Source organism: Amycolatopsis sp. EV170708-02-1 (assembly GCF_022479115.1).
Taxonomy (GTDB): Bacteria; Actinomycetota; Actinomycetes; order Mycobacteriales; family Pseudonocardiaceae; genus Amycolatopsis.
Genome location: NZ_CP092497.1, coordinates 5,036,381 through 5,060,104, shown reverse-complemented (window position 1 = coordinate 5,060,104; position 23,724 = coordinate 5,036,381). Strand labels below are relative to the sequence as shown.

Genomic DNA, 23,724 nt, shown 5'->3' with positions numbered 1-23,724 from the left:
TTGCACTTTTTAACTCGTTCTGCTTTTCTGGGGTTCATGACGATCAGCATCATCGGAGCGGGCCCCGGCGGCCTGACCTGCGCCCGCATCCTGCAGCAGCACGGCGTCCCCGTGACGGTCTACGACCGCGACCCCCATCCGCATGCCCGAAACCAGGGCGGCACCCTCGACCTCCACGTGGACGAGGGACAGCTGGCCCTGCGCGAAGCCGGCCTCCTCGACGAGTTCTTCGCGCTCGCCCGTCCGGAAGGGCAGGAGATGCGCAAACTGGATCCCGATGGGCGGCTTTTGGCGCACCATGTCCCCGTCGAGGGGGAGATGTTCAAGCCGGAGATCGACCGCGGTCAGCTGCGCGGCCTGCTTCTCGACTCGCTGAAGCCGGACACCGTCCACTGGGGACGGACCCTGGACCGTGTCGAAGCTCCCGGACGTCTTCGGTTCACCGATGGTGGCACGGTCGAGACGGATCTGGTCATCGGCGCCGACGGCGCGTGGTCGCGGGTCCGCCCGGCGGTGTCGGCGGCCGTGCCCGAATACACCGGGATCACCTTCCTGGAGGCGTGGTTCGACGATGTCCGGAACGCGCACCCCGAACTCGCCGAACTCGTCGGCCAGGGCAGCGCGATGGCGGCCGACGGCGAGCGGTGCCTCTTCGCGCAGCGCAACAGCGGCGACCACATCCGCGTCTACATCATCCAGCGGATGCCCGCGGACTGGGTCGCCGGCGGTGACACCCCGGAGATCCGCGCCCGGCTGCTCGACGCGTTCTCGGGGTGGTCGCCGTCGCTGCTGAGGATGATCACCGACAACGACGGGCCGTACGTCGATCGGCCGTTGTTCGCCCTTCCCGTCCCGCACACGTGGGAGCACCGGCCTTGGGTGACCCTCCTCGGCGACGCGGCTCATCTGATGCCGCCGCTGGGCGTCGGCGTCAATCTGGCCATGCTCGACGCTTGCGAACTCGCCCTCGCGCTGGCTGGTTCGGCCGGTTTGGGTGAGGCTGTCCGGGGTTATGAGGGAACGATGTTGCCGCGATCCGTGGAGATCGCGCGGCAGCTGGAGAACGGTGCTCAGGGATTGCTCGACCGCGATTAGCCTTGCTGTGCAACGGAATGTTCCATGCGATCTGGCTCAACGGGTTTCATGAGCCGCTCGGTGTCGTCGGTTTCTCGGCGGAAATGGTTGTTGCCGGAAATCGGCGACAGTCTCGCCGCCGGAAACTGTCGGTGGTCGGTTGTACGTTCTGGGTGTGGACACTCTCAACGCCACTGTGGCGCTATTGAAGGAAATCACGTCGTCGGATGCTCTTCGGGAGGTCAATGCTTCACTGGATTCATTGGGGGACAACGATGCCATGGACGCCGCAGTCGCGGCGTCGGAAGGGATCGCACGCCTGGAGGCGGTCCGGTTCCATGCGTTGGGGCGGTTGAGCCGTCATCGTGACGGGGCAGGCAGTGTGGCGCAGGAGGTCACGCTCGCGCTGTCCGTTGTGGACGGTCACGCTGCCGGCCTGGTGTCGACGGCTGAGGCGTTGACGACCCGCCTGCCGTGCACACTGGGACTGCTGGACCGGGGAAAGGTAGGCGGCTTCGGAGCGATGAAAGTCGCCACGGCCACCGCGTGGTTGTCCGATGAGGATGCCCGGGCGGTGGATGCGGTGTTGGAGGACCGGCTGCCGGACAGGAACTCTGATCAGATCCGGAAGGCGGCGAACCACGCGGCGATGGTGGCCGATCGTGAGGGTGCGGCGCGGCGGGCTGAGCGGAATCGTGGCGGGCGCCGGGTGACGGTGCGGCAGGGTGAGACCGGGGTGGCCTCCATCGAGGTCGAAGACGGCCCTGTCGAGAAGGTCGCCGCCGCCTACACTCGCATCGACCGTGAGGCACGGGCGCTGCGGGCCGGTGGGGAGACACGCACGCTGGACCAGCTGCGGGCGGATGTCGCTCTTGATCTTCTGCTGGGTGGCCAGGGCGGGAAGAGCGAGCGGTCGGAGGTGTTCCTCTACATGGACCTGCACACCTACCTCGGGTTCAACGATGACCCCGCGGAGCTAGCCGGACACGGCCACATCCCGGCCTCGTTGGCCCGAGAGATCGCCTCCGGGCCTAACACGGTGTTACGGCGGATCATCACCGACCCACTCTCCGGGCAGGTCCTCGACTTGGGCCGTGACCGGTATCGGCCGACGGCGGGCCTGGGCGAGTTCGTGCGGGTGCGGGATCGGGAGTGCCGAAGACCCGGTTGTCACCGTGTGGCGCAGGCCTGCGACCTCGACCACTCACTGCCGTGGCAGTTCGGTGGTCATACCGCCGACACCGAGCTGGTCGATCTGTGTCGTCGCGACCACCGGTTGAAAGACGAACCCGGCTGGAACTACCGGTTGGGTTCTGATGGGACTCTCACCATCACCACACCCACCGGACAAAGCCACGACAGCTCACCTCCGCCACTGCACCAACCCCGCGCTGAGGAGCCACCGCCGTTCTGAGCTGTTGCCGGAAAACGACGACGGTGTTGTCGGGGATTGGCGGCGGGTCGGGGGTGTGGATGTTGTTGCTGCGGCTGTGTTGTCGTTTCTCGGAGTGAGCGGTGGTCCGGGTATGGGCACATCGCTGGTCCGGGTCGAGCACGGTGTTGCGGTGGATCACCGGCGTCGGGGCGGGTTCTCGACGTGGGCCGGGGTCGGTATCCGATCCACGGCCGGAGCGGACGAGTTCGTGCGGGCTCGGAGCTGTTGCCGGAAAACGACGACGGTGTTGTCAGGAATCGGCGACGGGCCAGGGACTGCGGATGTCGTCGCTGCTGTGCAGTGTCGTCGTTTCTCGGAGTGCCCGACGCTCCCACCGGGCATGGGCCACACCCGGCCTCGCTGGCCCGGCGACCCGCTGAGGGTGAGAACCGAAGACCCGGCAGCCACCGCATCCCCAGGCCTGCGACCTCCGCCACTCGCTGTCCTGGCAATTCGGCGCCGATACCGAACTTGCCGATCCGTCCCGCCGTGACCACCGCCGGCCACCGTTCCGAGTCGTCACCGGAAAACGACGACGGTGTTGCCGAAAACCGACCACGGTTCAGCGACCGCACCGATGCTTGGGACCGCTGTAGCCGAAATACGGCGACGCCAAAGCGAACATCACGCAGAAGCACCGCCGCACTGTTCGCACCTGTCGCAAGGCCGTGTCGCCGGAATCGTCGCTACCCGCCCGCCAAGGCGCTCGCGTGCCCTGCCGCATTGCCGAAATCCGACAACGCCCCAACATGCCACCCCATCCCAGTAGCCCACCCGGAACAAGCCCCGCCTACCGCGCAACAGAATCCCGAGCAGGCAGCACCCCGGCCTCCAAGGCCGAGTCACGCGAAGGTTCCCGCACCACCAAAGTCGCGACGAAAGTCAGTGCGATACACCCGGTGACCCACCAGAAGAACACGCTCTCGTGCCCAGCCTGCTTCAGGGCCAGCGCGATCGGCTCCGAAAGCCCGCCGAACACCGCGGTCGCCAGGGCGTGGGGCAGGCCGACGCCGAGCGCGCGGACGTTGGTGGGGAACATTTCCGCCTTGATGATGGCCGACAAGGCGGTGTAGCCGCTGAGGAAGACCGTGGCGGTGATCATGAGCAGGAACGCGACCCACGGATTCCCCGTCCGCCCCACGAGCGTCATGATCGGCACGGTCAGCAGCATGCCGCCGACGGAGAAGCCGAACATGACCGGGCGGCGGCCCCAGCGGTCGGAAAGGGCGCCGGCGACGGGCTGCATGAAGATGAACAGGAACAGGGCGGCGAAACCGATGAGCGAAGCGGTCGGCTTCGGGATCCCGGCGGTGTTCACCATGTACTTCTGCAGGTAACTGGTGAAGGTGTAGAACGCCACCGTCCCGCCGATGGCGAGACCGAGGACGGCGAGGACCTGGCGGCGGTGCTCGCGCAGCAGGACCCGCAGGCCGCCGCGAGGCGGCGAGCCGGCCGCCGAAGAGCGCTGGAAGTGTTCCGATTCCACCATGCTGCGGCGGAGGTACATCACCACGAGTCCGGCGATGGCACCGAGCACGAACGGGACCCGCCAGCCCCACGCGTACATCTGCGCTTCGGTGAGCAGAGACTGCATCACGATCATCACCAGCAGGGCCGAGAGCTGCCCGACGGTGATCGAAACGTACTGGAAGCTCGAGTAGAACCCGCGTCGCCGCGGAGTGGCGATCTCGGACAGGTAGGTCGCGCTCGAACCGAATTCGCCACCCACCGAGAGACCTTGCGCGAGCCGGGCGACCACGAGGATCACGGGCGCCAGGATGCCGATCGACGAATAGCCCGGCGTGAGCGCGATGGCCAGCGAGCCGAAGCTCATCAGCGTCACGGACAGGGTCAACGCCGCCCGGCGGCCGAACCTGTCCGCGTAGAGACCCAGGAGCCAGCCGCCGAGCGGGCGCATCAGGAACCCGACGGCGAACACGACGGCCGTCGAAAGCAGCTGTGCCGTCAGGTTTCCCTCGGGGAAGAAACTGGCCGCGAAGTAGATGCTGAACGAGGCGTAGACGAACCAGTCGTACCACTCGACCAGGTTTCCGAGGCAGCCGCGCACCACGTTCGCGACGACGCCGGGTTTCTTGTGCGGCAAGGGAAGCTCCTTCGCTCCGGGAATGCCGACCATCATGAGCTGTGATCCCTGCGGTTGAGAAATAGAAATCCGCGATGGGCACATACCCGGTCGGCATGGTCTACCCGAGGAAGTCGCTCACCAGGTCGCTCGATTCGGGACGGCATTCGTCGAAGTAGGCGTGCCGTGCCCCGGCGAAGAGATGCATCCGCGCGTCGGGAATCCGGTCCGTCAGCAACGGCGCGTTCGCCACCGGCGCGAGCAGGTCGTCGTCGCCGTGCAGGACCAGGGTGGGCGCGGTGATCTCCGGAAGCGCGTCCCAGGCATCGTGGGTGTTGCTCGCGACGAGATGCCCGCGCACCGCGTGCGGAGGCATGCCATGCGCGCCCAGCACCCGGTACGGGCCGGGATTGGCCGCTCGCCAGGCGGGCGTGTACATCAGGTCCTCCAGCGTCTCCCGAGCCTCCGCCGAGGATCGCCGCGCCAGGGCGAGCCGCACGTCGTTCGATCGTTCGACACCGTGTTCGCCGCCCGGCGTGGTGCAGCCGAGCACCAGCCGCCGCACGCGATCGGGATACCGCGCGGCGACCCACTGCGCGACGCGCCCGCCCATCGAGGTGCCGTAGACGTCGGCTTCCCCGACCCCGAGCCCGTCGAGCACGGCGATCACGTCGTCCGCGAAACCCGTTGTGGAGTAGGCGGAATCGGGTGCGTCACTGGCGCCGGTCCCGCGATAGTCCATGGTGATCGTGCTCGGGAAGTCCCCGCGCGTGCGGTCCCACCACGTGTGGTCGTTCGCCTGCCCGGCCAGCAGGACGAGCGGCCTTCCCGAGCCGTGCCACTGGTAGGCCAGCCGCGTGCCGTCGGCGGCGACGGCGTGGCCGGTGCGGGGGTGCGTGCTCATTCTTCTCCTGTTCGGTCTTCCCAGAGCCGCGCCGAGGGCCACTCGCCCTCGCGTACGGTCCGGTGGATCTGCCTGACCAGTGCCCGGGCGACGGCGTCGACGGCGGGTGTGACGCGCCCTGTCCTGGGCGTGCCGAGGACGACGGTCCGCCAGACCTCCGGTTCGCAGACCGGGGCCGCGCTCAGGAGGCCGTCGGCGACGTCCGCCGCGATACCGATGCCGGGCAGGATCGTCCAGCCGTGCCCGCCGAGCACGAGGCGTTTCTGCAAGGTCATGGCGTTGGTCTGCACGGTGACCTCCGCCTCGGCGCCCGCCTCACGGGCCGCGCCGTCGATGAGGGTGCGCAGCGCGTGCCCTTCGGACGGCATGACCAGCGGATGCGCGGCGACCTCGGCGAACGGGACCGGCCGCGCCGGGTCGAGCCCGGCCGACGGGGGAGCGACCGCCCAGAGCCGCTCGCGGACCAGCGGACGGACGTTGAGCGACGGCGTACTGGTCAGGTTGTAGAGCAGGCTCAGATCGACGTCACCGTCGTCGATCCACCGCTGAAGATGCCCCGAGTACGCGGTGAGCAGCCGCAGTTCGATGCCCGGATGCTCGCGCAGCACGGCCGTCGTCAGCGGCGCGGCGAGCCGTTCGGCGGAGCTCTCCAGCAGGCCGACCGTGACGATCCCGGTGACCACCCCGGGTTTCGGGGCCAGTTCGGCCCTGGCCCGGTCGAGTTCGGTGAGCGCCCGCCGTGCTCGTTCGACGAGCGTCGCGCCCGCCTCGGTGGGGCGCATCCCGTGGCGCGTCCGCTCGAACAACGGCACCCCGAGCTCCTGCTCCAAGGTGCGGATCTGCCGGGTGACCGCGGGCTGGACCAGGTGCAGCAGCTCGGCCGCGCGGGTCACGCTGCCGACCTCGGCGACCGTTACCAACGCCTTGAGCTGCTTGAAGTCCACCGTCGCCCCTTCACATCGCGGACCGGTATACGGCTATCATGATTCGGTATTTCACATACCTTCTCATCATCGCTCATGATAACCACATGACCGAGGAAGAGATCGAGATCGTCGCGCTCGTGGCCGAGTTCGTGGATCGCGAGGTCCGGCCCGTCGCGCGGGAGCTCGACCACGCGAACACCTACCCCGGGGAACTCATCGACAAGATGAAGGCGATGGGCGTGTTCGGGCTGGCCGTGCCCGAGCCGTGGGGCGAGACCCATGTCTCCGCCCAGTGCTACGCGTCGGTGACGGAGGAGCTCGCGCGCGGCTGGATGAGCCTGGCCGGCGCGATGGGCGGCCACACCGTCGTCGCGAAACTCCTTGCCGCGTATGGCACACAGGAGCAGAAGGACACCTACCTGCCGAAGCTGGCGACGGGCGAGATCCGCGCGACGATGGCGCTCACCGAACCCGGTGGCGGCTCGGATCTGCAGGCACTCCGCACCACCGCACGCCGCGAGGGCGACGAGTATGTGATCAACGGCAGCAAGACCTGGATCACCAACGCGCGCCGGTCCCGGCTGGTCGCGCTGTTGTGCAAGACCGACCCCGCCGCGGAACCCGCGCACAAGGGGATCTCCATCCTGCTGGTGGAGAAAGGCCCCGGTTTCGAGGTCTCGCGGGACCTGCCGAAGCTCGGTTACAAGGGCGTCGAGAGCTGCGAGCTCTCCTTCGACGATTTCCGCGCACCGGCGACGGCGCTGCTCGGCGGGGTGGAGGGGCGCGGGTTCGCCCAGATGATGCGGGGCCTGGAGATCGGCCGGATCCAGGTCGCCGCCAGGGCACTCGGCGTCGGCCGGGCCGCGCTGGAGGATTCCCTGCGCTACGCCCAGGAACGCGAGAGCTTCGGCAAGCCGATCTGGCGGCACCAGTCGGTCGGGAACCATCTCGCGGACATGGCGACCAAACTCGAAGCCGCCCGCCAGCTGGTCCACCACGCGGCGCGCCGCTACGACTCGGGTGAACGCGCGGATCTGGAGGCCGGCATGGCGAAACTGTTCGCCTCCGAGGCCGCGATGGAGATCGCGCTCGACGCGGTCCGCATCCACGGCGGTTACGGCTACTCGACGGAGTACGACGTCGAACGCTACTTCCGCGACGCGCCACTGATGATCGTCGGCGAGGGCACCAACGAGATCCAGCGTGGCGTGATCGCGCGCCAGCTGATCGAACGGCACCGCATCCCGTCCTGACCACCGAGGAAGGCTTCATGCGCCAACCACTCGAGGGAATCACCGTCGTCGCCTTGGAACAGGCCGTCGCCGCGCCCTTCGCCTCACGCCAGCTCGCCGACCTCGGCGCGCGCGTGATCAAGATCGAACGCCGCGGCGTCGGCGACTTCGCCCGCGACTACGACCGCACCGTGCACGGGCAGTCGAGCTACTTCGTCTGGCTCAACCGGGGCAAGGAGAGCGTCGAACTCGACATCAAGGATCCGGAAGACCGGGCACTGCTCGGCACGATGATCGGCCGGGCGGACGTCTTCCTGCAGAACCTCGCCCCCGGAGCGGCGGAACGGCTCGGTCTCGACGCCGGGACGCTGTGCGCGGAGCGTCCGGAGCTGATCCACTGTTCGATCTCGGGCTACGGTCCGGAAGGTCCATATCGGACGAAGAAGGCCTACGATCTCCTGGTGCAGTGCGAAACCGGGCTCGTGATGTCCACCGGCACGCCGGAGACCCCGGCCAAGGCGGGGATCTCGATCGCCGACATCGCCACCGGGATGTACGCCTACAGCGGCATCCTCACCGCGCTGTACGAGCGCGAGCGCACCGGCGAGGGGGCGAGCCTGCACGTCGCGATGATCGATTCGCTCGGCGAATGGATGAGCCAGCCCGCCTATTTCTCCCGCTACGGCCAGGAACCGCCGAGGCGCACGGCGGCGGCGCATCCGTCGATCTCGCCGTACGGGCCGTACCGCACGGGCGACGACCAGGTCTTCCTGAGTGTCCAAAGTGAACGGGAATGGGTCGTGCTCTGCCGGGACGTCCTGGCGCGCCCCGGGCTCGCCGAAGATCCGCGCTTCCGCACCAACGACGACCGCGTCGGCAACGACGGCGAGCTCACCGCGATCCTGGAAGAGACCTTCGCCGGCCTGACCGCGGCCGAGGTCGGAGATCTGCTGGAGCGAGCCGGGATCGCCAATGCCCGGTTGCGGACGCCCGAGCAGTTCACCCGGCATCCGCAGCTGGCCGCGCGGAACCGGTGGCGTGCGGTGGAAACCCCGGCGGGCACGCTGGAGGCGCTGCTCCCGCCGGTCGAGGTCGACGGCCGAGAACCGGCGATGGGGCCGGTGCCCGCGCTGGGAGCGCACAACGAGTCGATCCGGGCCGAGTTCGGTGCCCGGCGGGAGGTGCGAACGTGAAGGAGATCCTGCAGCCCGGCCCCGCGGAGGCACTGGCCTCGCTGCTCGACGTCGACCTGCCGGACCTGGGCGGCGAAGGCCTGCCCCTGCTGTGGCACTGGTTCTACCTGCTCGACCGGCCCGCGCAGGCCGATCTGGGACCGGACGGCCATCCGGTCCGTGGCGTGATCCCCGCGCCGCCGGAGCCGGGTCGCCGCCGGATGTGGGCAGGCGGGCGAGTGCGGACGCTCGGACCGTTGCGATGTGGGTTGCCTGCCGAACGGCATACGGAAGTGCTTTCCACACAGGAAAAGCAGGGTCGCACCGGACGGTTGACCTTCGTCGTGACCGGCCACAGGATCGTCCAGGACGGGGTGGTCGTGGTCGAAGAGGAACAGGACATCGTGTACCGCGACGCCGCGGCCGGGCGGGCCGAGACGGCCACCGAGGAGCCGGAGGTGCCGGTGGCCGAGGACGAATGGGAGATCGACGTCTCGCCGACCCTGCTGTTCCGCTTCTCGGCGCTGACCTACAACGCTCACCGCATCCATTACGACCGCGACTACGCCCGCGATGTCGAGGGCTATCCGGGGCTGCTCACCCACGGCCCGTTGCAGGCGCTCGCGATGGCCGAAGCCGCCCGGCGGCGGGGCAGCGGTGGCCGGCTGGCCTTCGACTATCGCCTCGTCTCGCCCCTGTTCGACCATCAGGGCATGATCGTCCGGGCCGACGAGAGCGGCACCGCCGTGCGCGATCGTCACGGACGGCGGACGGCGACCGGGACGGTGCGGAGCCTCGATCGATGAACGAAATCCTGAGCGGCGCCAAGACCTTCCTGTTCGTCCCCGGTCACCGGCCGGACCGGTTCGCCAAAGCGGCGGCGAGCGGCGCCGACGTCGTGATCCTCGACCTGGAGGACGCCGTCGCGCCCGAGCGGAAGGAGTCCGCCCGAGAGCACGTCCGGACGTGGCTGGAAGAAGGAAATCAGGCGATCGTCCGGATCAACGCCGCCGGAACCGCTTGGTACCACGACGATGTCGCGACTGCCGGGCGTGCGCTCGCGGTGATGCTGCCCAAGGCCGAGGATCCCGCCGAGATCGATTCCCTCGCCGGGCGGCTGCCGGGGGTCCCGATCGTGCCGCTGGTGGAGACGGCGGCCGGGATCGCGAACGCGGTGGCGGTCTGCGGCGCGGACGCGGTGGTGCGGCCCGCTTTCGGCAGCGTCGACCTGGCCGCGCAGCTCGGCGTCGATCACCGGTCGCACGAGGCGTTGCGGTACGCGCGGTCCGCGCTCGTCGTCGCCGCGGCGGCCGCGGGCCGGGCGGCCCCGATCGACGGCGTCACCACGGCGCTCGACGACGAGGCCGCGCTCACCGCCGACCTCGAACACGCCAAGACCCTCGGGTTCACCGGGAAACTCTGCGTGCACCCGCGCCAGGTCGCGGTCGCCGATCGCGGGCTGGCCCCGTCGGCGAGCGAGATCGAGTGGGCGAGGGGAGTGGCCGCGCTCGTGGGCGACGGCTCAGTGGCCGTGGCGGACGGCCAGATGGTCGACAAGCCGGTCGAAGCCAGGGCCAGGGCGATCCTCCAGCGCGCGGGTCGGCCATTTCGACCAGCCGGATGACGCCGACGGGTCCTGGTAGCGCCCGCTGAGCGGCGGTAGCGTTCCGACGGGCGGACTTTTCGTTACGGGCGAACGGAAAGGAGGCGTGGCCGGCGTGCACGAACCGAAACTGACGGAGTTCGCGACCACCGATCCGGAACAGGCGTGTGCCCTGCTCGCCGAGACCTACCGTGACAATCGCCTGCGGGTCCGCGGCAGTGTCGAAAGCTACCGTTTCGAGCACAACCGCTGTGATCTCGGCGAAATGCATTTCGACACCCTGCACAACACGCTGACCACGGAGGTCGTCGTCCAGCCGCTGGGCAGGGTGGTGCTGCTGCGGGTGCTGGACGGTGAGCAGGAGCTCGACGACGGGATGAGCGACCGCAGGCTGGTCCCCGGAGACGTGTTCGTCGGACCGCACCCCGGACGGGAGTACCGGACGGGGCTGCACGGCACGCGGTTGCAGATCACCGGCATCGACCTCTCGCTGTTCGACGGGCTGCAGGTCGGCGACGTGATCGAACGGTTGTGCTACGAGCCGGTGAGTCCCGGGAAGGCACGGCGATGGTGCCGGACGGTCGAGTACCTGACCGCCTTGTTCACCGATCCGGGCGTGGAGAACGGCCCGCTGGTGCTCGGCGCGGCGGGCAGGCTGATGGCGGCCATGGCACTGGACACCTTCACCACGGGCACGGGCGACGATCGCCCGTGTGATCGCAGGGACGCCCTCCCGGACACGGTGCGCCGCGGGATCGCCTTCCTGGAGGCGAATCCGGACCTCGACCTCGGGGTCGCCGACGTCGCCCGCGCCTGCCGGGTCTCGGTGCGGGCCCTGCAACTGGCGTTCCGGCGGCATCTGGACACCACGCCGATGGCCTATCTGCGCCGGGTGCGGCTCGACCTGGCCAGGGCGGACCTCCGAGCCGCCGCACCGGGCGACGGCACGACGGTGACGGGGGTGGCGGCGAAGTGGGGGTTCTTGGACGGCAGCCGGTTCAGCGCGCAGTACCGCGCGGCGTTCGGCGAGCCGCCCAGCCACACCCTGCGGGACCCCTGAGGTTCGTTTTCGTCGGTGCCGGTCTGCGTTTTCGCCGCTAGACCCGGGATATCCGGACCCTGTTCCATGAGCGTGGCACCAGTATCGCCCGGACCCCGCTTACTGGTGCGTCGCGATCCCGTCGTACATCACGCGGCGGACCGCCCGGCTCATCGCGGCCTGCCGCTCCGGTGAGGGATCGCGCAGTTCGGACAGGATCGACGCGAGGATCATCCCGTTGATCGCGCGGGCGGTGGAGTCCACGTCCAGGTCCTCGTGCAGATACCCGAGGCGGACGCCGTGGTGCAGATAGCCCGCGGTCAGCTCGGCGGCGGTCTCGTAGAAGTCCAGCACCCGTTCCCGCATTTCGGCGTCGATACCCGCCGCTTCGAGCAGGAGGAACCGGGCCATCCGCGGGTCGCTGCCGAAGATCCGGGCGAGCGCGTCGCCGATCCGGGCGCTCTGCTTGCGATATTCGGCGAGGCTGTTGACCGCGTCCGGCGCGTTGTCCGCGGCCAGCGCGCCGACCACCTTCTCGACCAGGTCGGTGATGACGTGGTCGACGATGTCCCGCTTGTTCTGGAAGTACCGGTAGAACGTGCCGTGCCCGATGCCGAGCCGGGCGGCGATGTCGGCGATCCCGGTCGCGTGGTAGCCGCGCTCGGCGAAGCAGTCGAACGCGGTCTCCACGATCTCGCGCCGTAGTTCCTGCTTCTTCCGTGCGGCCCTGCTGACCGGGATCTCCGTCGTCATTCCGCCAGCTTATTGCCTGAGGCGTTCAAATGACATACCGTTCCGGAAATGATACGTCATTCCGCGAGGGCGCTGGTGCTCGGCTGCGGCGGGACCCTCGGGTTCGCCTGGACGGCCGCGGTCCTCGACGCGCTCGGCTGGGATCCCCGCGAGGCGGACGTCCTGGTCGGCACGTCGGCGGGGCCGAAGCGGTGGCCATGCTCGGGGCGGGCATCCCGGCGAAGGCGATCCTCGACGCGGTGGCGGGCGCGCCAGGTGGTGACGCCGTCGTCGCCGCGCACGTCCGCCGGGCGCCGGGCAGGCTCCCGCCGGTGCCGACTCCGCGCTGGCCGTCGACCGGATTGGTCCGGGCCGCGCTGCGGCGGGACGTCGACACGCTCGCCGGACTCGCCGGTCTTCTGCCCCAGGGCAGAGGAGACGCCGGCTGGCTGCGCGAACTCGGGGACGCGCTGGCGCCCGGCGGCTGGGTCCCGCACCCCGCGACCTGGCTGATGGCCGCCGACCTGACGGGAAGGCGGATCGCGCTCGGCTCCCCGGACGCGCCGCCCGCCCGCCTCGGCGAGGCGATCGCCGCGTCGTGGGCGATCCCCGGCTGGTTCCCACCGTCCGTTGTGGACGGACGGCCGCTGATCGACGGTGGCACGCTCTCCCCGACATCGGCCGATCTCCTGCTCGGTCACGATGTCGGCGAGGTGGTGCTGATCGCGCCGATGAGCAGCGAAGGCGGTGCTCCGGCGCGCGGTGCGGCCCGGCTGGAACGGCTGCTGCGGACGGCGATGACCAGGCGGGTCGACGAAGAGACACGGCGGCTGCGCGCGGCGGGTGTCCGGGTGGTGCGGATCGAGCCGGGGCCCGCCGATCTCGCCGCCATGGGCGCGAACTTCATGGACGGACGGCGGCGGGAGCACGTGCTGGCCACGGCGTCGAGGACGGCCCCCGGCCTGGTCGCCGAAGCCTTCGAACGAGCAGGAGTACGCGCATGACCAAGTACCCGGACCTCGAACTCGCCCGCGCGCACGTGGCGATCACCGGCGCGGGGCAGGGTATCGGCCGCGCGACCGCGGAACGCATGGCCGCCCTCGGCGCGCGCGTCTCCATCGGCGATCTCGACTTCGAAGCCGCGAAGCGGACCGCCGACGACATCGGCGGCACCGCGTATCACCTGGACGTCGCCGATCCGGCGTCGTTCGCCGCGTTCCTCGGCGAGGCCGAACAGGCGAACGGACCGCTCGCGGTACTCGTCAACAACGCCGGGATCATGCCGAACGGTGGCTTCCTCGATCTCTCCGACGCGCTGAACCGGGCGACCATGGAGGTCAACGTCTTCGGCGTCGTCCACGGTATGCGGCTGGCCCTGCCCGGCATGCTGGAACGCGGGCGCGGGCATATCGTCAACGTCGCGTCGCTGGCCGGGAAGTTCCCGGTGAAAGGGCTGGCGATCTACAACGCCAGCAAGTTCGCCGTCGTCGGCCTGACCGCGGCGACCCGCCTGGAGTACGCGCCGCACGGCGTGAGCGTCTCCGCCGTGCTGCCGTCGGCGGTCGACACCGCGCTTGCCTCCGGGCTCGACATGCGGCCGATCCCGAAGGTGAAACCGGGCCGGATCGCCGACGCCGTCGTGGATTCCGTCCGCACCCGGGCCGCCGAGATCGCCGTGCCCGGTTATGTGGGCGCGCTCGCGAGCCTCGCGGCCGTGACCCCCGAACCGGCGCTCAACGCGTTCCGCCGTCTGGTGCGGGACGACCGGGCGCTGCGCCCCGATCCACCCGAGCGGGACGGCTACCGCGCCCGCCTCGACCAGGACACCCACCGGGAGGAAAACGCATGACCACGCAGTACGACGCCGTCGTCGTGGGCGCCGGTTTCGGCGGGATGGGCGCGGCGATCCAGCTCAACCGGCTCGGCTACGACAACCTGCTCATCCTCGAACGCGAATCCGATCTCGGCGGCACCTGGCACGTGAACCGCTATCCCGGGCTGGCCGTCGACATCCCGTCGGCCACCTACTCCTACTCGTTCGAGCCGAATCCGCATTGGTCGCGTCTCTTCGCGCCGGGTGCGGAACTCAAGCGATACGCGGAGCACGTCGCGGACAAGTACCGGCTGCGGCGCTACATGCGCTTCGGCTCGGTGGTCACCGGCGCGGTGTGGGACGAGGCGGACGCGCACTGGAAGGTCTCGCTCGCCGACGGCGACCCGGTCACCGCCAAGTACCTCCTCACCGCCACGGGATTCCTTTCCCAGCCGAAGAAACCCGACATCGCCGGGATCGACACCTTCGGCGGCAAGGTCATCCACACCACCGCGTGGGACGACGAGTACGAACTCGCCGGCAAACGGGTCGCGGTGATCGGCACCGGCGCGACCGCGGTCCAGCTGATCCCCGAGGTCGCGAAGGTCGCGCGGGACCTCACCGTGTACCAGCGGACCCCGATCTGGGTGAGCCCCAAACTGGACTTCCCGGTGCCCAAGGCGGTCCGGCGCGCGTTCGCCGCGCTCCCGTTCACCCAGCGGGCCGCCCGGCTGACCGGGACCGCGCTGCTGGAACTGATGATGGTCTCCGGGGTGCTGCACTACAAGCAGCTGCCGATGGCGAACCGGCTCGGCAAGCTGTGGTGCCAGGCGCATCTGCGCCGTCAGGTGAGGGATCCGGGGCTGCGCGCGGAACTGACGCCGCGCTATTCGTTCGGCTGCAAGCGCCCGACGTTCTCCAACGAGTACTACCCGGCCTTCACCAAGGACCACGTGCACCTGGAGACGACGTCCATCGCGAAGATCGACAAGACCGGGATCGAGACCGCGGACGGACGGCGGCGGGATATCGACGTGCTGGTGCTGGCGACCGGATTCGACCTGTGGGAGGCGAACTTCCCGGCGATCGAGATCATCGGGCGCGGCGGCCGGGATCTCGGGAAGTGGTGGCGGGAGAACCGTTTCCAGGCCTACGAGGGGGTCGCGATCCCGAAGTTCCCCAACTTCATCTCGCTCAACAGCCCGTATTCCTACTCGGGACTGTCCTATTTCACCACCATCGAGACGCAGATGCGGCATATGGACCGGCTCTTCGGCGCGATGCGGCGGCGCGGCGCCACGGAGTTCGAGGTCACGCAGGAGGCCAACGACGCGTTCCTCGACCGGATGACCGAACGCCTCGGCGACTCGATCTTCACGCTCGGGAACTGCGCCCCGGCGAACAGCTACTACTTCAACCCGCACGGCGAGGCGACCCTGCTGCGGCCGTCCTCCACGCTGAACGCCATCAAGGAGGCGCAGAGCTTCCCGATCGAGGACTACACGTTCGCCTAGCGTGGGCTGAAAGCGTCCTTCACCGCATGACACGCGGCGAAGGACGCTTTCAGTGCATCGCATGCGGTGAAAGCGTCCTTCAGCCCACGGCGCTTACTGCTTGCGAAGCCGCAGCGTGGCAGCCGTGCCCGCGGCGGCGAGGAAGAGCGCGCCGAGCGCGTACGGCCACCACGGCACGTCGGTGTCGCCCACCGGGGCGGCACCGTAACCGCCGGCCGCACCGGTGCGGTCGTAGGCCGAGCCGGGCAGCTTGTCGCCGTAGCGGCTCTGCAGGGCTTCGCGGTAGGCGGCGAGCGACATCTTCTCGCCGGTCTTCGCCACCGACGAGCCGTCGAGGACGGTCACGGTGTCCCCGTCGACGGCGTACCAGGCGCCCGCCTGAGGTTCGCTCAGGAGGTAGCCCTTGCCGACCTGCGCCGCGAGGCGCTTTTCGACGTCACCCGAGGCGACGTTGTAGACCGACCAGCCCGAGCCCTCACGCTGCGACCACACGGTCGCGGCGTCGCCGTTGCCCAGTGTCGCCGGAGTGGCGACGTAGGCGAGCTCGGCGGGCACGGTGGAGGTGCCGTCGATGAAGGCGGCGGTCGGCTGGTAGACCGCCACCGGGGTCCGCGGATCGGCCTTGGCGGTTTTGGCCGCGAGGGCCGTGTCCGCCTTGGCCGCGCCGGGGAACTGCGCCTTGGCGAGCCGCTGGGTGGTCGCGTCACTGGTGACCACTGTGGACACCGCGGCGAGGTCGGCGGCGGTGGGCGCGCCGCTGGGGGCGTCGGCGGCGGAGGACTGGCCGCCGAGCGCCAGCGACAGCCCGAGAGCGAGGATCGTGGCGCCGAGGAAGGTTCGCTTCATGGTTTCAGTCCTTGATCCCGTAGACGGTGTGGGTCCAGGTGAAGGAGTTGTTGGACCGGTAGGCGTTGTAGCTCATCTGGTTGTAGCGGGGGCTCGAGCCCCACGGGTCGCCGTAGTACACCGTCGTCGCGCCGTTGGTGTTGTCGTAGCCGTAGAGCACGTGCATATGGCCGCCGCCGTTGCGCCAGCCGATCCGGGTGCCGATCGGCTGCCGCGCGTCGACCTGGCTCTTGATGGAGGCGAAGCTCAGCGTCTGGCCCGAGGAGCTGTAGGTGCCGACGTTGCTGAACCCGAGCCAGCGGAACACGCGCTGCTGGTCGCTCAGGTAGCCCTGGTTGTTCGCGCAGTCCGAACCGGACTCGTTGTGCGCGATCTGGCAGAACTTCGTCTGGGTGAGGGAGTGGCCCCACCAGGCGGCGATCGTGTTGCCACTGGCGTCCCAGCACCAGTTGCTCTTCTCCTGTGCCTGCATCCTGATCGGGATCGTGGTGGCCGCCGTGATGGCGGGTGCCGCGGTGGCGGGCGCCTGCAGGGCGACCAGCGCGGCGACACCGGCGCAGGCCGTGGCCAGCCCGCGCCTGAACGAGATCTTCACCGTCGGAACACTCCTAACTGGATGGTCGAACGCGAAGCAGGCGCGGCGGCCACCCGTAAGGGACAGGTGGGGACTTCGGCTACCCGAATGGGTGGCGGACCGGCGCGAGCAGGGGGAGTTGCGCTGTGGCGAAGTGACAGAGGGGCACTGCGAACAGTCTGAGATTCACCCTCTGGTGGTCTCATGGCAAGGTTCGCGGCAATACCTAAGGGTCCGTATTGGCGATGCGGGGGTCGGTGTCACCGCAGGTCGTCGTCGTCCGATCGAGTTAACAGTGCGGCGAGGTCGTGACTCCGGTGGTGTGGACCAGCGGAAAGCGCGCGGCTCGTGGTCACTGTTCGTGTTCCCGCCTTTCGGCGGGTGTCCGCTCGGTATGGTCCCGAGCATGCCGACGATCGGTACGGCATCGGTGTTCGTGGCCCGCGACACCGAATTGGCCGAACTGGTGCGCGTCGCCTCGCGCCCGCCGTCGGTCGCCGTCGTCGAGGGCGAACCGGGAGTGGGCCGGAGCCGGTTGCTCGAAGAACTGGCCGCCCATCCCGCGATCGCCTCGCGTGTGGTCTGGTCCGCCCGGTGCGGTTCGTTCTCACGGCCTTCCCGGCTGGCGTCGTTGGTCGACGCGCTGCTCGGGAAGAGCGCCGTGGCCGCCGCCCACGCGTCGGGCTTCTCCCCGGTGACCGGCGTCCTGCGGCGGCTCGTCCCGGAATGGTCGCCGTGGCTGCCGCCCTTCCCGGAGAACGCGGACGCCGAAACCGTCCGGCAGCAGGAGTTCCGTGCCGTGCGGGAGGTATTGACCGGCTGTGGTCCGGCGGTGCTGGTGCTCGACGACGTCCACTGCGCGGACGACGACACCTGGGAGTTCCTGCGCGGGCTCGCGGCCTCGCCTGCGGCGGCGCTGAGCGTGGTGGTCAGCGCGGTGGTGTGCGGGCCGAGGCGATTCCCGCCGTTGCGCGAGACCGCCGCGCAGCTCTCGCTCGCGGCGTTCACCGCCGTCCAGGTACGGACGTTGCTGGACGCGTCCTTCGGCCGCTGCGCGCCGGATTTCGCCGAAGCGGCCCACCGCCGGACGTCCGGGATCGCCGTCGACCTGACGGCGTTGGTCCAGAGCGTCGGAGACACGGCCGAAGCGCTTTCGGCGGACAGGCTGGCTTCGGCGACGGTGCCGCCGATCGTGCGGAGCCGGGTTTCCGGGCTGATGGCGGCCATCGGACCCGCCGCCCGGGATGTCGTCCGCGCGGCCGCGGTGCTGGGATCACCCGTCGGGGAGCCGGATCTGGGCGCGGTCGCGGCGCCGCCGCCCGAGGAGGTCTCCGGCGCGATCACCGAAGCCGTGGAAGCGGGACTGCTGCGGGATCTCGGCCGCGGCCGCTATGTCTCGGGAAGTCCGCTGATCGCCGAAGCGGTCTACGCCCTGCTGCCCGGACCTCAGCGGTGCGCGATGCACGGACGCGCCGCCGCCCGGCTCGCGGCGGCCGCCGAACCCTTCGCGTCGCTCATCGCCCGTCACGCGCGGCTGGCGGGCGACATCGCCGCGTGGACACAGTGGACCGGTGTCGCGGTCGACAACGCCATCGAAGACGGCCGGACCGAGGAAGCGGGCCGTCTGCTCGAAGCGGCCTTGCGGGACACGGATCTGCCGCGCACCGCGCGCGAATCGTTCGCCGTCCGGCTCGGCAGGGAACTGCCGCGCAGTATCGCGCACGCCGGCACGGTGCGGCTGCTGCGGGAGATCCTGCGCGAATGGCCGCTGAGCAAGGCCGCGCGGGGCGAGATCCGGGTCCACCTCGGGCAGGTGCTGATCAACCAGGTGGGCAAGGTCGAAGCGGGCAGGCTGGAGATCGAACTGGGCGCGGCCGATCTCGGCAGGCGGCAGGCGCTGCTCGCCAGGGGGCTGGTCACCTTGGCGCTGCCGCATATCGGGACGGTGCCGGTCGAGGAGAACTTCCGCTGGCTCGACGAGGCCGAGCAGGTGAGCAAGGGGGAGCACGACGCCGGGCTGCTCGCCGCGATCGCCGCCAACCGGCTTTCGGCGCGGATGCAGATCGCCGATCCGGAAGCCTGGCACGAGGTCGCCGATCTGCCGCGCGCTCCGGAGTCGGCGGAGGTCTGCCGCCAGGTCGCCCGCACCTACATCAACCTGGCCGACGCGGTGGCGTGGAACGGGCACTATCCGGTGGCGCGGGCCTATCTCGCGACCGCGCGGCGGCTGATCCGCGACGACCACCAGCCCTATCTCGACGCGCTCGCCGACGGTACGGAGCTGCGCCTGGACCTCGCGATGGGGGAATGGGCGAGTGTCGCGGAGAAGTCTCGCGCGATGCTGACGCGGGTCGACAAGGACAGTTCGCTGGCGGCCGAGCCGCTGCTGGTGCTCGGCTGGTACGAGTACGGGCAGCACCGGCCGACGGCGGCACTGCGCAGCTTCGACGCCGCGTTCGCGCTTTCCGCGGGCAGTGTCCCGGTGCAGGCTTCGGCGTACGCGGGCCGGGTGGCCGTCCATCAGGCGGGCAAGGATCTGCAGGCCGCCCGGCGCCTCGCCGAATTCGGCCTGGAAACCGTGCGCCGCAAGAACAACTGGGTCTGGGCGGCCGAGCTGATGCCGTTCGCCGTGCGCACCATGCTCGGGCTGGGGCAGCACGTCGAGGCGCGAGAGCTGCTGGCGGAGTACCGGCAGGGTATCGACGGGAAGGACGCACCGGTCGCCAACGCGTCGGCGCTGCTGTGCCGGGGCATGCTCACGCAGGCGCGTGGTGAGACCCTCGCCGCCGGTGACCTGCTGCTGGGCGCCGCGCAGGCCTACAACGCGCTGCCTCTCCCGTATTTCGCGGCCTACGCCGACGAACTCGCGGCCGGATGCTTCTCGGAGGCCGGTGCGCGGGAGCGTGCTGTTGCTTCCTTCACCACCGCGGAGACGACGTACGCCCGCCTCGGCGCCGCCGTGGACGCGCTCCGCTGCCGACGCTCGTTGCGGCGATGCGATCCGGAGATGCCCCGGCGCGGACGCAAGGGTTACGGCGAAGCGTTGTCCCCGAGGGAGCTCGAAGTGGCCCGTCTCGCCGCCCAGAACCTGACGAACCGCGAGATCGGGGAGCGGCTGTTCCTTTCGCCGAGGACGGTCGAGATCCATGTCGGACGAGCGTTGCGCAAATTGGGATTGCCTTCGCGCACCGTCCTGACCGCGGACCTGCTCAGCGACATTCCCTAAGGGCACGTATTCGCCGATTCGCTGGGTAAGGCCGGAGAAACAGCAGGTCAGGAGTGCTTTCATTAAATAGTGGGGGCATCGCCGTATTCCACTATTGTTCCGCTTCCGGTGCCGATCGACAGTTGTCGGGCAGTCGCGCTTTCCCGGAAAGGAATCACCGTGAGCAGAAAACGGATCTTAGGCGTGGTCGCCCTGACCATGGCCGCGCTGGCATCGGCGGCGGGCCTCGCCGATGCGGAACCGGCGGGCACCCTTGATGCCATCGCCCCGACCGATGTCGCGCCCTTGCCGTCGGGAGGCGGCCACGGTCAGAGCATCGGTGGCTCTCCCGCGTCGGTGAAGGACTACCCGTACGTCATCGCCGCCCTGCGGGAAGGCGGTTCGCGGCCGAGGGGCCAGAGCTGCGCCGGCTCCGTCATCGCGCCACGGAAGGTCCTGGTCGCGGCCCACTGCAAGGAGCTGGCAGGCGAGAAGAGTGTCCTTTATGGACTCGACGACCTGAAGAGCGCGGGCGGGACCCAGCTGAAGGCCGTCGACTATCGGACACATCCCAAGTTCACCCAGCCCTGGAACGGCTACGACGTCGCGGTGATCACCGTCGACGGTGACATCCCGGTCCCGCCCGGCGGCTACGCGAAGGTCGCCACCTCCGCCGACACCGGGCTGGAGACGCCCGGCAAGGACGGGTTCAGCCTCGGCTACGGCAAGAAGGACATCAACGATTCCACCCAGGACGTCACGCTGCACAAGCTGACCCTGCCGATCGTGAACGCGAGCCAGTGCACGGGTGTGGAGAACGGCGTCGACCCGGCGACGATGATCTGTGCCGGCTACTCCGACGGCCGCAAGACCATCCTGCCCGGAGACAGTGGCGGTCCGTTCGTCGTCGACGGGAAGGTCGTCGGCGTCGCTTCCTGGAGCCGCAGCGATTTCCGCTGGTACAGCGTCTACAGCAGGCTCAACAACGACATGGGGGACTGGGTCGCCGAACAGATCGGCGGCGAGCAGCCGGGCGACGTCTTCACTCTCGCGGCCTCGCCCGCGTCGGTGAAGGTCTTGCCGGGTAAGTACGTGTCGGCGAGTGTCACGAGCAAACCGGGCAAGAACGGCACCGAAGACATCACGCTTTCGGCGTCGGGACTGCCCGAGGGCGCCAAGGCCACGTTCCAGCCCGCGACGATCAAGGCTGGCGAGGTCGCCAAACTGACCATCGAGACCGCCGCCGGAACCCCGGAAAAGGCCTACCAGGTCACGATTTCCGGGAAGGGGACCACTGACACGGCGACCGCCGGACTGTCGCTCACCGTCGGGGCGGGCGAACCTCCCGTCGGTGACCTGAGGGTGACGGTGAACCCGTCGTCCGGATCCGGCCGCGCGGGTTCGCTCGTGAGCGCCACCGTCACCGCGACCGGCGGTACGGGTTCGATCACGTTGTCCGCCAGTGGTTCCGGGCTGCCGGTCAACCCGATGTTCTCGCCGCGGATCGTTTCGAGCGGCGGCAGTTCGACCATGCAGGTCTTCGCGCCGTTCAAGCCGGGAACGTATCCGGTCACGGTGACCGCCAAGGACACCGGCGGCAAGACCGCGACCACCACGTACCTGCTCACCGTCCAGTGACCTTCGCCGAAACAGAGGTGACTTCCCATGCGTGACAAGACGAAAACGCTGCTGGCGCTCGGTCTGCTGAGCCCGCTGCTCGCGCTCGGCGCCGGATCGGCCGTCGCCGCCGAGGCCGAAGGCGCGGTGATCCCGGCCAAGGAGCACTACGGCGACCAGTACATCGTCGTCCTCCAGGACGTCGCGGCCGCCGGGCAAGCGGCTTCCGCCGATCTGGCCAAGCGGTACGGCGGCGAGGTCCGTTCGGTCTGGACGGCGGCTCTCCGCGGTTTCTCGGCCAAGGGCATGACCCCGGCCGAGGCGCGCAAGCTGGCCGCGGACCCGTCGGTCAAGGCGGTGTACGAAGACGGCACCGCACGCGGCACCGGCACCCAGCAGAACCCGACCTGGGGACTGGACCGCGTCGACCAGAAGAGCCTTCCGCTCGACAAGACCTACAACTATCCCAACGAAGGCGCGGGTGTCACCGCGTACGACCTCGACAGCGGCATCAACCCGTCGAACCCGGAGTACGAAGGCCGTGCCAGCCTCGGCAAGGACTTCATGGGCGGGGACGGCTCGGATTGCCACGGGCACGGCAGCCACACCGCGGGCACGATCGGCAGCAAGACCTACGGTGTCGCGAAGAAGGTCAAGATCGTCGGGCTGAAGGTGCTGGGCTGCAACAACTCCGGACCGGACTCGGGCATCATCGACGCCGTCGACTGGGTGACGGCCAACGCGAAGAAGCCCGCCGTGGCGAACATGAGCCTGACCATGGACGCCCCCGGCGTCGGGGACGACGCGGTGAAGCGGTCGATCGCGTCGGGTGTCGTGTACGGGGTGGCGGCGGGCAACGCTTCCACCGACGCGTGCAACACGAGCCCGGCCCGGGTGCCCGAGGCGATCACGGTCAACGCCTCGGACTCGGCCGACAACCGGTCTTCGTTCTCCAACTACGGAAGCTGCACCGACATCTTCGCGCCGGGGTCGAACATCACGTCGCTGAGCCCGAGCAGCGGCGGTTCCGCGGTGATGAACGGGACCTCGATGGCGACGCCGCACGTCGTCGGCGCGGCCGCGCTCTACCTGTCGGCCAATCCGGGAGCCACGCCGCAGCAGGTGCGCGACGCGCTGGTGAACGGTGCGACCACGGGCGTCATCAAGAACGCGGGCAGCGGTACGCCGAACAAGCTGCTGAACGTGTCGTTCATCGGCAGCGGCGGCCCCGGCCCGAACTGCGGGGCCAGGTCGAACACCACGCCGGTGTCCATTCCGGACGCAGGGGCGGCCGTTACCAGCTCCGTGACCCAGGACGGCTGTGACGGCAAGGCTTCCGCGGCCTTGTCGGTGAAGGTGGACGTTTCGCACACCTACAGCGCAGACCTCGTCCTCGACCTGATCGGGCCGAGCGGCAAGGCCTACCGCCTCAAGGATTCCGGCGGTGTCGGCTCGGCCGGCGGCGTGCACCAGACCTTCACGGTCGACGCCTCCGCCGAAACGGCCAACGGCACCTGGAAGCTGAGCGCACAGGACGTCTACCGGTTCGACACCGGCAGCATCGACGGGTTCACCATCACGTTCTGAGGTCACCGAGACTCGCCGGCAGGGGCGGGAGGGAAACACCGGCGGGGCCGCTTCGGCGGTCCCGCCGGTGTCATATGCGGGTCGTCCTCGCGGTTGCGGGAGCAGCGCGACGGCCAGTGCCGCTGCTGGGCGCTCGGTGAGGTTCGGGGTTCCCAATGTCGCATTTGGGACGCTGAGTGTCTCGAATGCGTCATTGGGGGCACTGCTTGGTGCGGGTCGGAGGTGAGGCCGCTGTTGCCGGATTTCGGCGAGGACCGCGCCGGGCGCCGGCGGTGACTTCGGCCCGGTGCCCCCAATGTGGCGTTAGGGGCGCTCGGTGTCTCGAATGCCGCATTGGGGGCGCTGCTCGTCGCAGGTCGGGGGTGGGT

The 23,724-nt window shown here is 69.4% G+C and carries 19 protein-coding genes; 13 read left to right on the top strand and 6 right to left on the bottom strand.

Annotation, left to right across the window (positions count from 1 at the left end; all coding sequences use genetic code 11):
* The first annotated feature begins 36 nt into the window (after window positions 1-36).
* Entirely contained in the window at window positions 37-1,095 is a 1,059-nt protein-coding gene (locus tag MJQ72_RS22970; RefSeq protein WP_240593027.1) for an NAD(P)/FAD-dependent oxidoreductase, read from the top strand.
* Between the two features lie 259 nt (window positions 1,096-1,354).
* Entirely contained in the window at window positions 1,355-2,488 is a 1,134-nt protein-coding gene (locus tag MJQ72_RS22965; protein WP_315860739.1) for a DUF222 domain-containing protein, read from the top strand.
* Between the two features lie 811 nt (window positions 2,489-3,299).
* Here MJQ72_RS22965 and MJQ72_RS22955 read toward each other — a convergent pair.
* The 3 genes from MJQ72_RS22955 to MJQ72_RS22945 all read right to left on the bottom strand — a co-directional run bounded on the left by MJQ72_RS22955 (window position 3,300) and on the right by MJQ72_RS22945 (window position 6,440).
* Window positions 3,300-4,649: an MFS transporter gene (locus tag MJQ72_RS22955; RefSeq protein WP_240593026.1), complete on the bottom strand. Its 1,350-nt coding sequence runs from the start codon at window positions 4,647-4,649 to the stop codon at window positions 3,300-3,302.
* A 64-nt stretch (window positions 4,650-4,713) separates the two neighbouring features.
* Window positions 4,714-5,496: an alpha/beta fold hydrolase gene (locus tag MJQ72_RS22950; RefSeq protein ID WP_240593025.1), complete on the bottom strand. Its 783-nt coding sequence runs from the start codon at window positions 5,494-5,496 to the stop codon at window positions 4,714-4,716.
* A complete protein-coding gene (locus MJQ72_RS22945) occupies window positions 5,493-6,440 on the bottom strand; it encodes a LysR family transcriptional regulator (protein WP_240593024.1) in 948 nt (315 codons plus the stop codon). Before MJQ72_RS22945 ends, MJQ72_RS22950 begins: the two co-directional genes overlap by 4 nt.
* A gap of 86 nt (window positions 6,441-6,526) precedes the next feature.
* Between MJQ72_RS22945 and MJQ72_RS22940 the strand changes: the two genes are divergently transcribed.
* The 5 genes from MJQ72_RS22940 (at window position 6,527) to MJQ72_RS22920 (ending at window position 11,489) form a co-directional block, all read left to right on the top strand.
* Window positions 6,527-7,675, top strand: coding sequence for an acyl-CoA dehydrogenase family protein (locus MJQ72_RS22940; protein WP_240593023.1), 1,149 nt, complete (start codon window positions 6,527-6,529; stop codon window positions 7,673-7,675).
* Window positions 7,676-7,692: 17 nt separating this feature from the next.
* On the top strand, window positions 7,693-8,847 hold the full coding sequence (locus MJQ72_RS22935; RefSeq protein ID WP_240593022.1) for a CaiB/BaiF CoA-transferase family protein: 1,155 nt from the start codon (window positions 7,693-7,695) through the stop codon (window positions 8,845-8,847).
* Window positions 8,844-9,632 carry a mesaconyl-C4 CoA hydratase gene (locus MJQ72_RS22930; protein WP_240593021.1) on the top strand — a complete coding sequence of 263 codons (789 nt, stop codon included), beginning with the start codon at window positions 8,844-8,846 and terminating at the stop codon, window positions 9,630-9,632. The genes MJQ72_RS22935 and MJQ72_RS22930 overlap by 4 nt, the downstream gene beginning before the upstream one ends.
* The gene (locus MJQ72_RS22925) at window positions 9,629-10,450 is read left to right on the top strand and encodes a CoA ester lyase (RefSeq protein WP_240593020.1); all 822 of its coding nucleotides are present in this window, start codon (window positions 9,629-9,631) and stop codon (window positions 10,448-10,450) included. The genes MJQ72_RS22930 and MJQ72_RS22925 overlap by 4 nt, the downstream gene beginning before the upstream one ends.
* A gap of 94 nt (window positions 10,451-10,544) precedes the next feature.
* Window positions 10,545-11,489, top strand: a complete 945-nt coding sequence (locus tag MJQ72_RS22920; protein WP_240593019.1) for a helix-turn-helix transcriptional regulator — start codon at window positions 10,545-10,547, stop codon at window positions 11,487-11,489.
* A gap of 99 nt (window positions 11,490-11,588) precedes the next feature.
* On the opposite strand, the gene MJQ72_RS22915 is transcribed toward MJQ72_RS22920, so the two are convergent.
* Window positions 11,589-12,221 carry a TetR/AcrR family transcriptional regulator gene (locus tag MJQ72_RS22915; RefSeq protein ID WP_240593018.1) on the bottom strand — a complete coding sequence of 211 codons (633 nt, stop codon included), beginning with the start codon at window positions 12,219-12,221 and terminating at the stop codon, window positions 11,589-11,591.
* A gap of 197 nt (window positions 12,222-12,418) precedes the next feature.
* On the opposite strand from MJQ72_RS22915, the gene MJQ72_RS22910 reads away from it, so the two are divergent.
* The 3 genes from MJQ72_RS22910 to MJQ72_RS22900 are packed head-to-tail and all read left to right on the top strand — an operon-like array spanning window position 12,419 to window position 15,527.
* Window positions 12,419-13,204, top strand: coding sequence for a patatin-like phospholipase family protein (locus tag MJQ72_RS22910; protein ID WP_396427000.1), 786 nt, complete (start codon window positions 12,419-12,421; stop codon window positions 13,202-13,204).
* Complete coding sequence (locus tag MJQ72_RS22905) at window positions 13,201-14,049, top strand: SDR family oxidoreductase (RefSeq protein WP_240593016.1); 849 nt, start codon at window positions 13,201-13,203, stop codon at window positions 14,047-14,049. The genes MJQ72_RS22910 and MJQ72_RS22905 overlap by 4 nt, the downstream gene beginning before the upstream one ends.
* The gene (locus tag MJQ72_RS22900; protein WP_240593015.1) at window positions 14,046-15,527 is read left to right on the top strand and encodes an NAD(P)/FAD-dependent oxidoreductase; all 1,482 of its coding nucleotides are present in this window, start codon (window positions 14,046-14,048) and stop codon (window positions 15,525-15,527) included. The genes MJQ72_RS22905 and MJQ72_RS22900 overlap by 4 nt, the downstream gene beginning before the upstream one ends.
* A gap of 93 nt (window positions 15,528-15,620) precedes the next feature.
* Here the strand turns inward: MJQ72_RS22900 and MJQ72_RS22895 are convergent, their stop codons facing one another.
* Window positions 15,621-16,373 (bottom strand): hypothetical protein, encoded by a 753-nt coding sequence (locus MJQ72_RS22895; protein ID WP_240593014.1) that lies wholly within the window; start codon window positions 16,371-16,373, stop codon window positions 15,621-15,623.
* 4 nt (window positions 16,374-16,377) lie between these two features.
* A complete protein-coding gene (locus tag MJQ72_RS22890; RefSeq protein WP_240593013.1) occupies window positions 16,378-16,968 on the bottom strand; it encodes a papain-like cysteine protease family protein in 591 nt (196 codons plus the stop codon).
* A 385-nt stretch (window positions 16,969-17,353) separates the two neighbouring features.
* Between MJQ72_RS22890 and MJQ72_RS22885 the strand changes: the two genes are divergently transcribed.
* From MJQ72_RS22885 to MJQ72_RS22875, 3 genes are all read left to right on the top strand, one after another.
* On the top strand, window positions 17,354-20,173 hold the full coding sequence (locus MJQ72_RS22885; protein WP_240593012.1) for a LuxR C-terminal-related transcriptional regulator: 2,820 nt from the start codon (window positions 17,354-17,356) through the stop codon (window positions 20,171-20,173).
* A gap of 159 nt (window positions 20,174-20,332) precedes the next feature.
* Entirely contained in the window at window positions 20,333-21,790 is a 1,458-nt protein-coding gene (locus MJQ72_RS22880) for a trypsin-like serine protease (RefSeq protein ID WP_240593011.1), read from the top strand.
* Window positions 21,791-21,817: 27 nt separating this feature from the next.
* A complete protein-coding gene (locus MJQ72_RS22875; protein WP_240593010.1) occupies window positions 21,818-23,356 on the top strand; it encodes a S8 family serine peptidase in 1,539 nt (512 codons plus the stop codon).
* Window positions 23,357-23,724 lie beyond the last annotated feature (368 nt).

Bases quoted from the DNA above. Each gene is read 5' to 3' on its own strand.
- MJQ72_RS22970 (WP_240593027.1), top strand. From the start codon at position 37: ATGACGATCAGCATCATCGGAGCGGGCCCCGGCGGCCTGACCTGCGCC.
- MJQ72_RS22965 (WP_315860739.1), top strand. From the start codon at position 1,355: ATGGACGCCGCAGTCGCGGCGTCGGAAGGGATCGCACGCCTGGAGGCG.
- MJQ72_RS22910 (WP_396427000.1), top strand. From the start codon at position 12,419: ATGCTCGGGGCGGGCATCCCGGCGAAGGCGATCCTCGACGCGGTGGCG.
- MJQ72_RS22940 (WP_240593023.1), top strand. From the start codon at position 6,527: ATGACCGAGGAAGAGATCGAGATCGTCGCGCTCGTGGCCGAGTTCGTG.
- MJQ72_RS22885 (WP_240593012.1), top strand. From the start codon at position 17,354: ATGCCGACGATCGGTACGGCATCGGTGTTCGTGGCCCGCGACACCGAA.
- MJQ72_RS22925 (WP_240593020.1), top strand. From the start codon at position 9,629: ATGAACGAAATCCTGAGCGGCGCCAAGACCTTCCTGTTCGTCCCCGGT.
- MJQ72_RS22955 (WP_240593026.1), bottom strand. From the start codon at position 4,649: ATGATGGTCGGCATTCCCGGAGCGAAGGAGCTTCCCTTGCCGCACAAG.
- MJQ72_RS22895 (WP_240593014.1), bottom strand. From the start codon at position 16,373: ATGAAGCGAACCTTCCTCGGCGCCACGATCCTCGCTCTCGGGCTGTCG.
- MJQ72_RS22915 (WP_240593018.1), bottom strand. From the start codon at position 12,221: ATGACGACGGAGATCCCGGTCAGCAGGGCCGCACGGAAGAAGCAGGAA.
- MJQ72_RS22900 (WP_240593015.1), top strand. From the start codon at position 14,046: ATGACCACGCAGTACGACGCCGTCGTCGTGGGCGCCGGTTTCGGCGGG.
- MJQ72_RS22905 (WP_240593016.1), top strand. From the start codon at position 13,201: ATGACCAAGTACCCGGACCTCGAACTCGCCCGCGCGCACGTGGCGATC.
- MJQ72_RS22875 (WP_240593010.1), top strand. From the start codon at position 21,818: ATGCGTGACAAGACGAAAACGCTGCTGGCGCTCGGTCTGCTGAGCCCG.
- MJQ72_RS22935 (WP_240593022.1), top strand. From the start codon at position 7,693: ATGCGCCAACCACTCGAGGGAATCACCGTCGTCGCCTTGGAACAGGCC.
- MJQ72_RS22950 (WP_240593025.1), bottom strand. From the start codon at position 5,496: ATGAGCACGCACCCCCGCACCGGCCACGCCGTCGCCGCCGACGGCACG.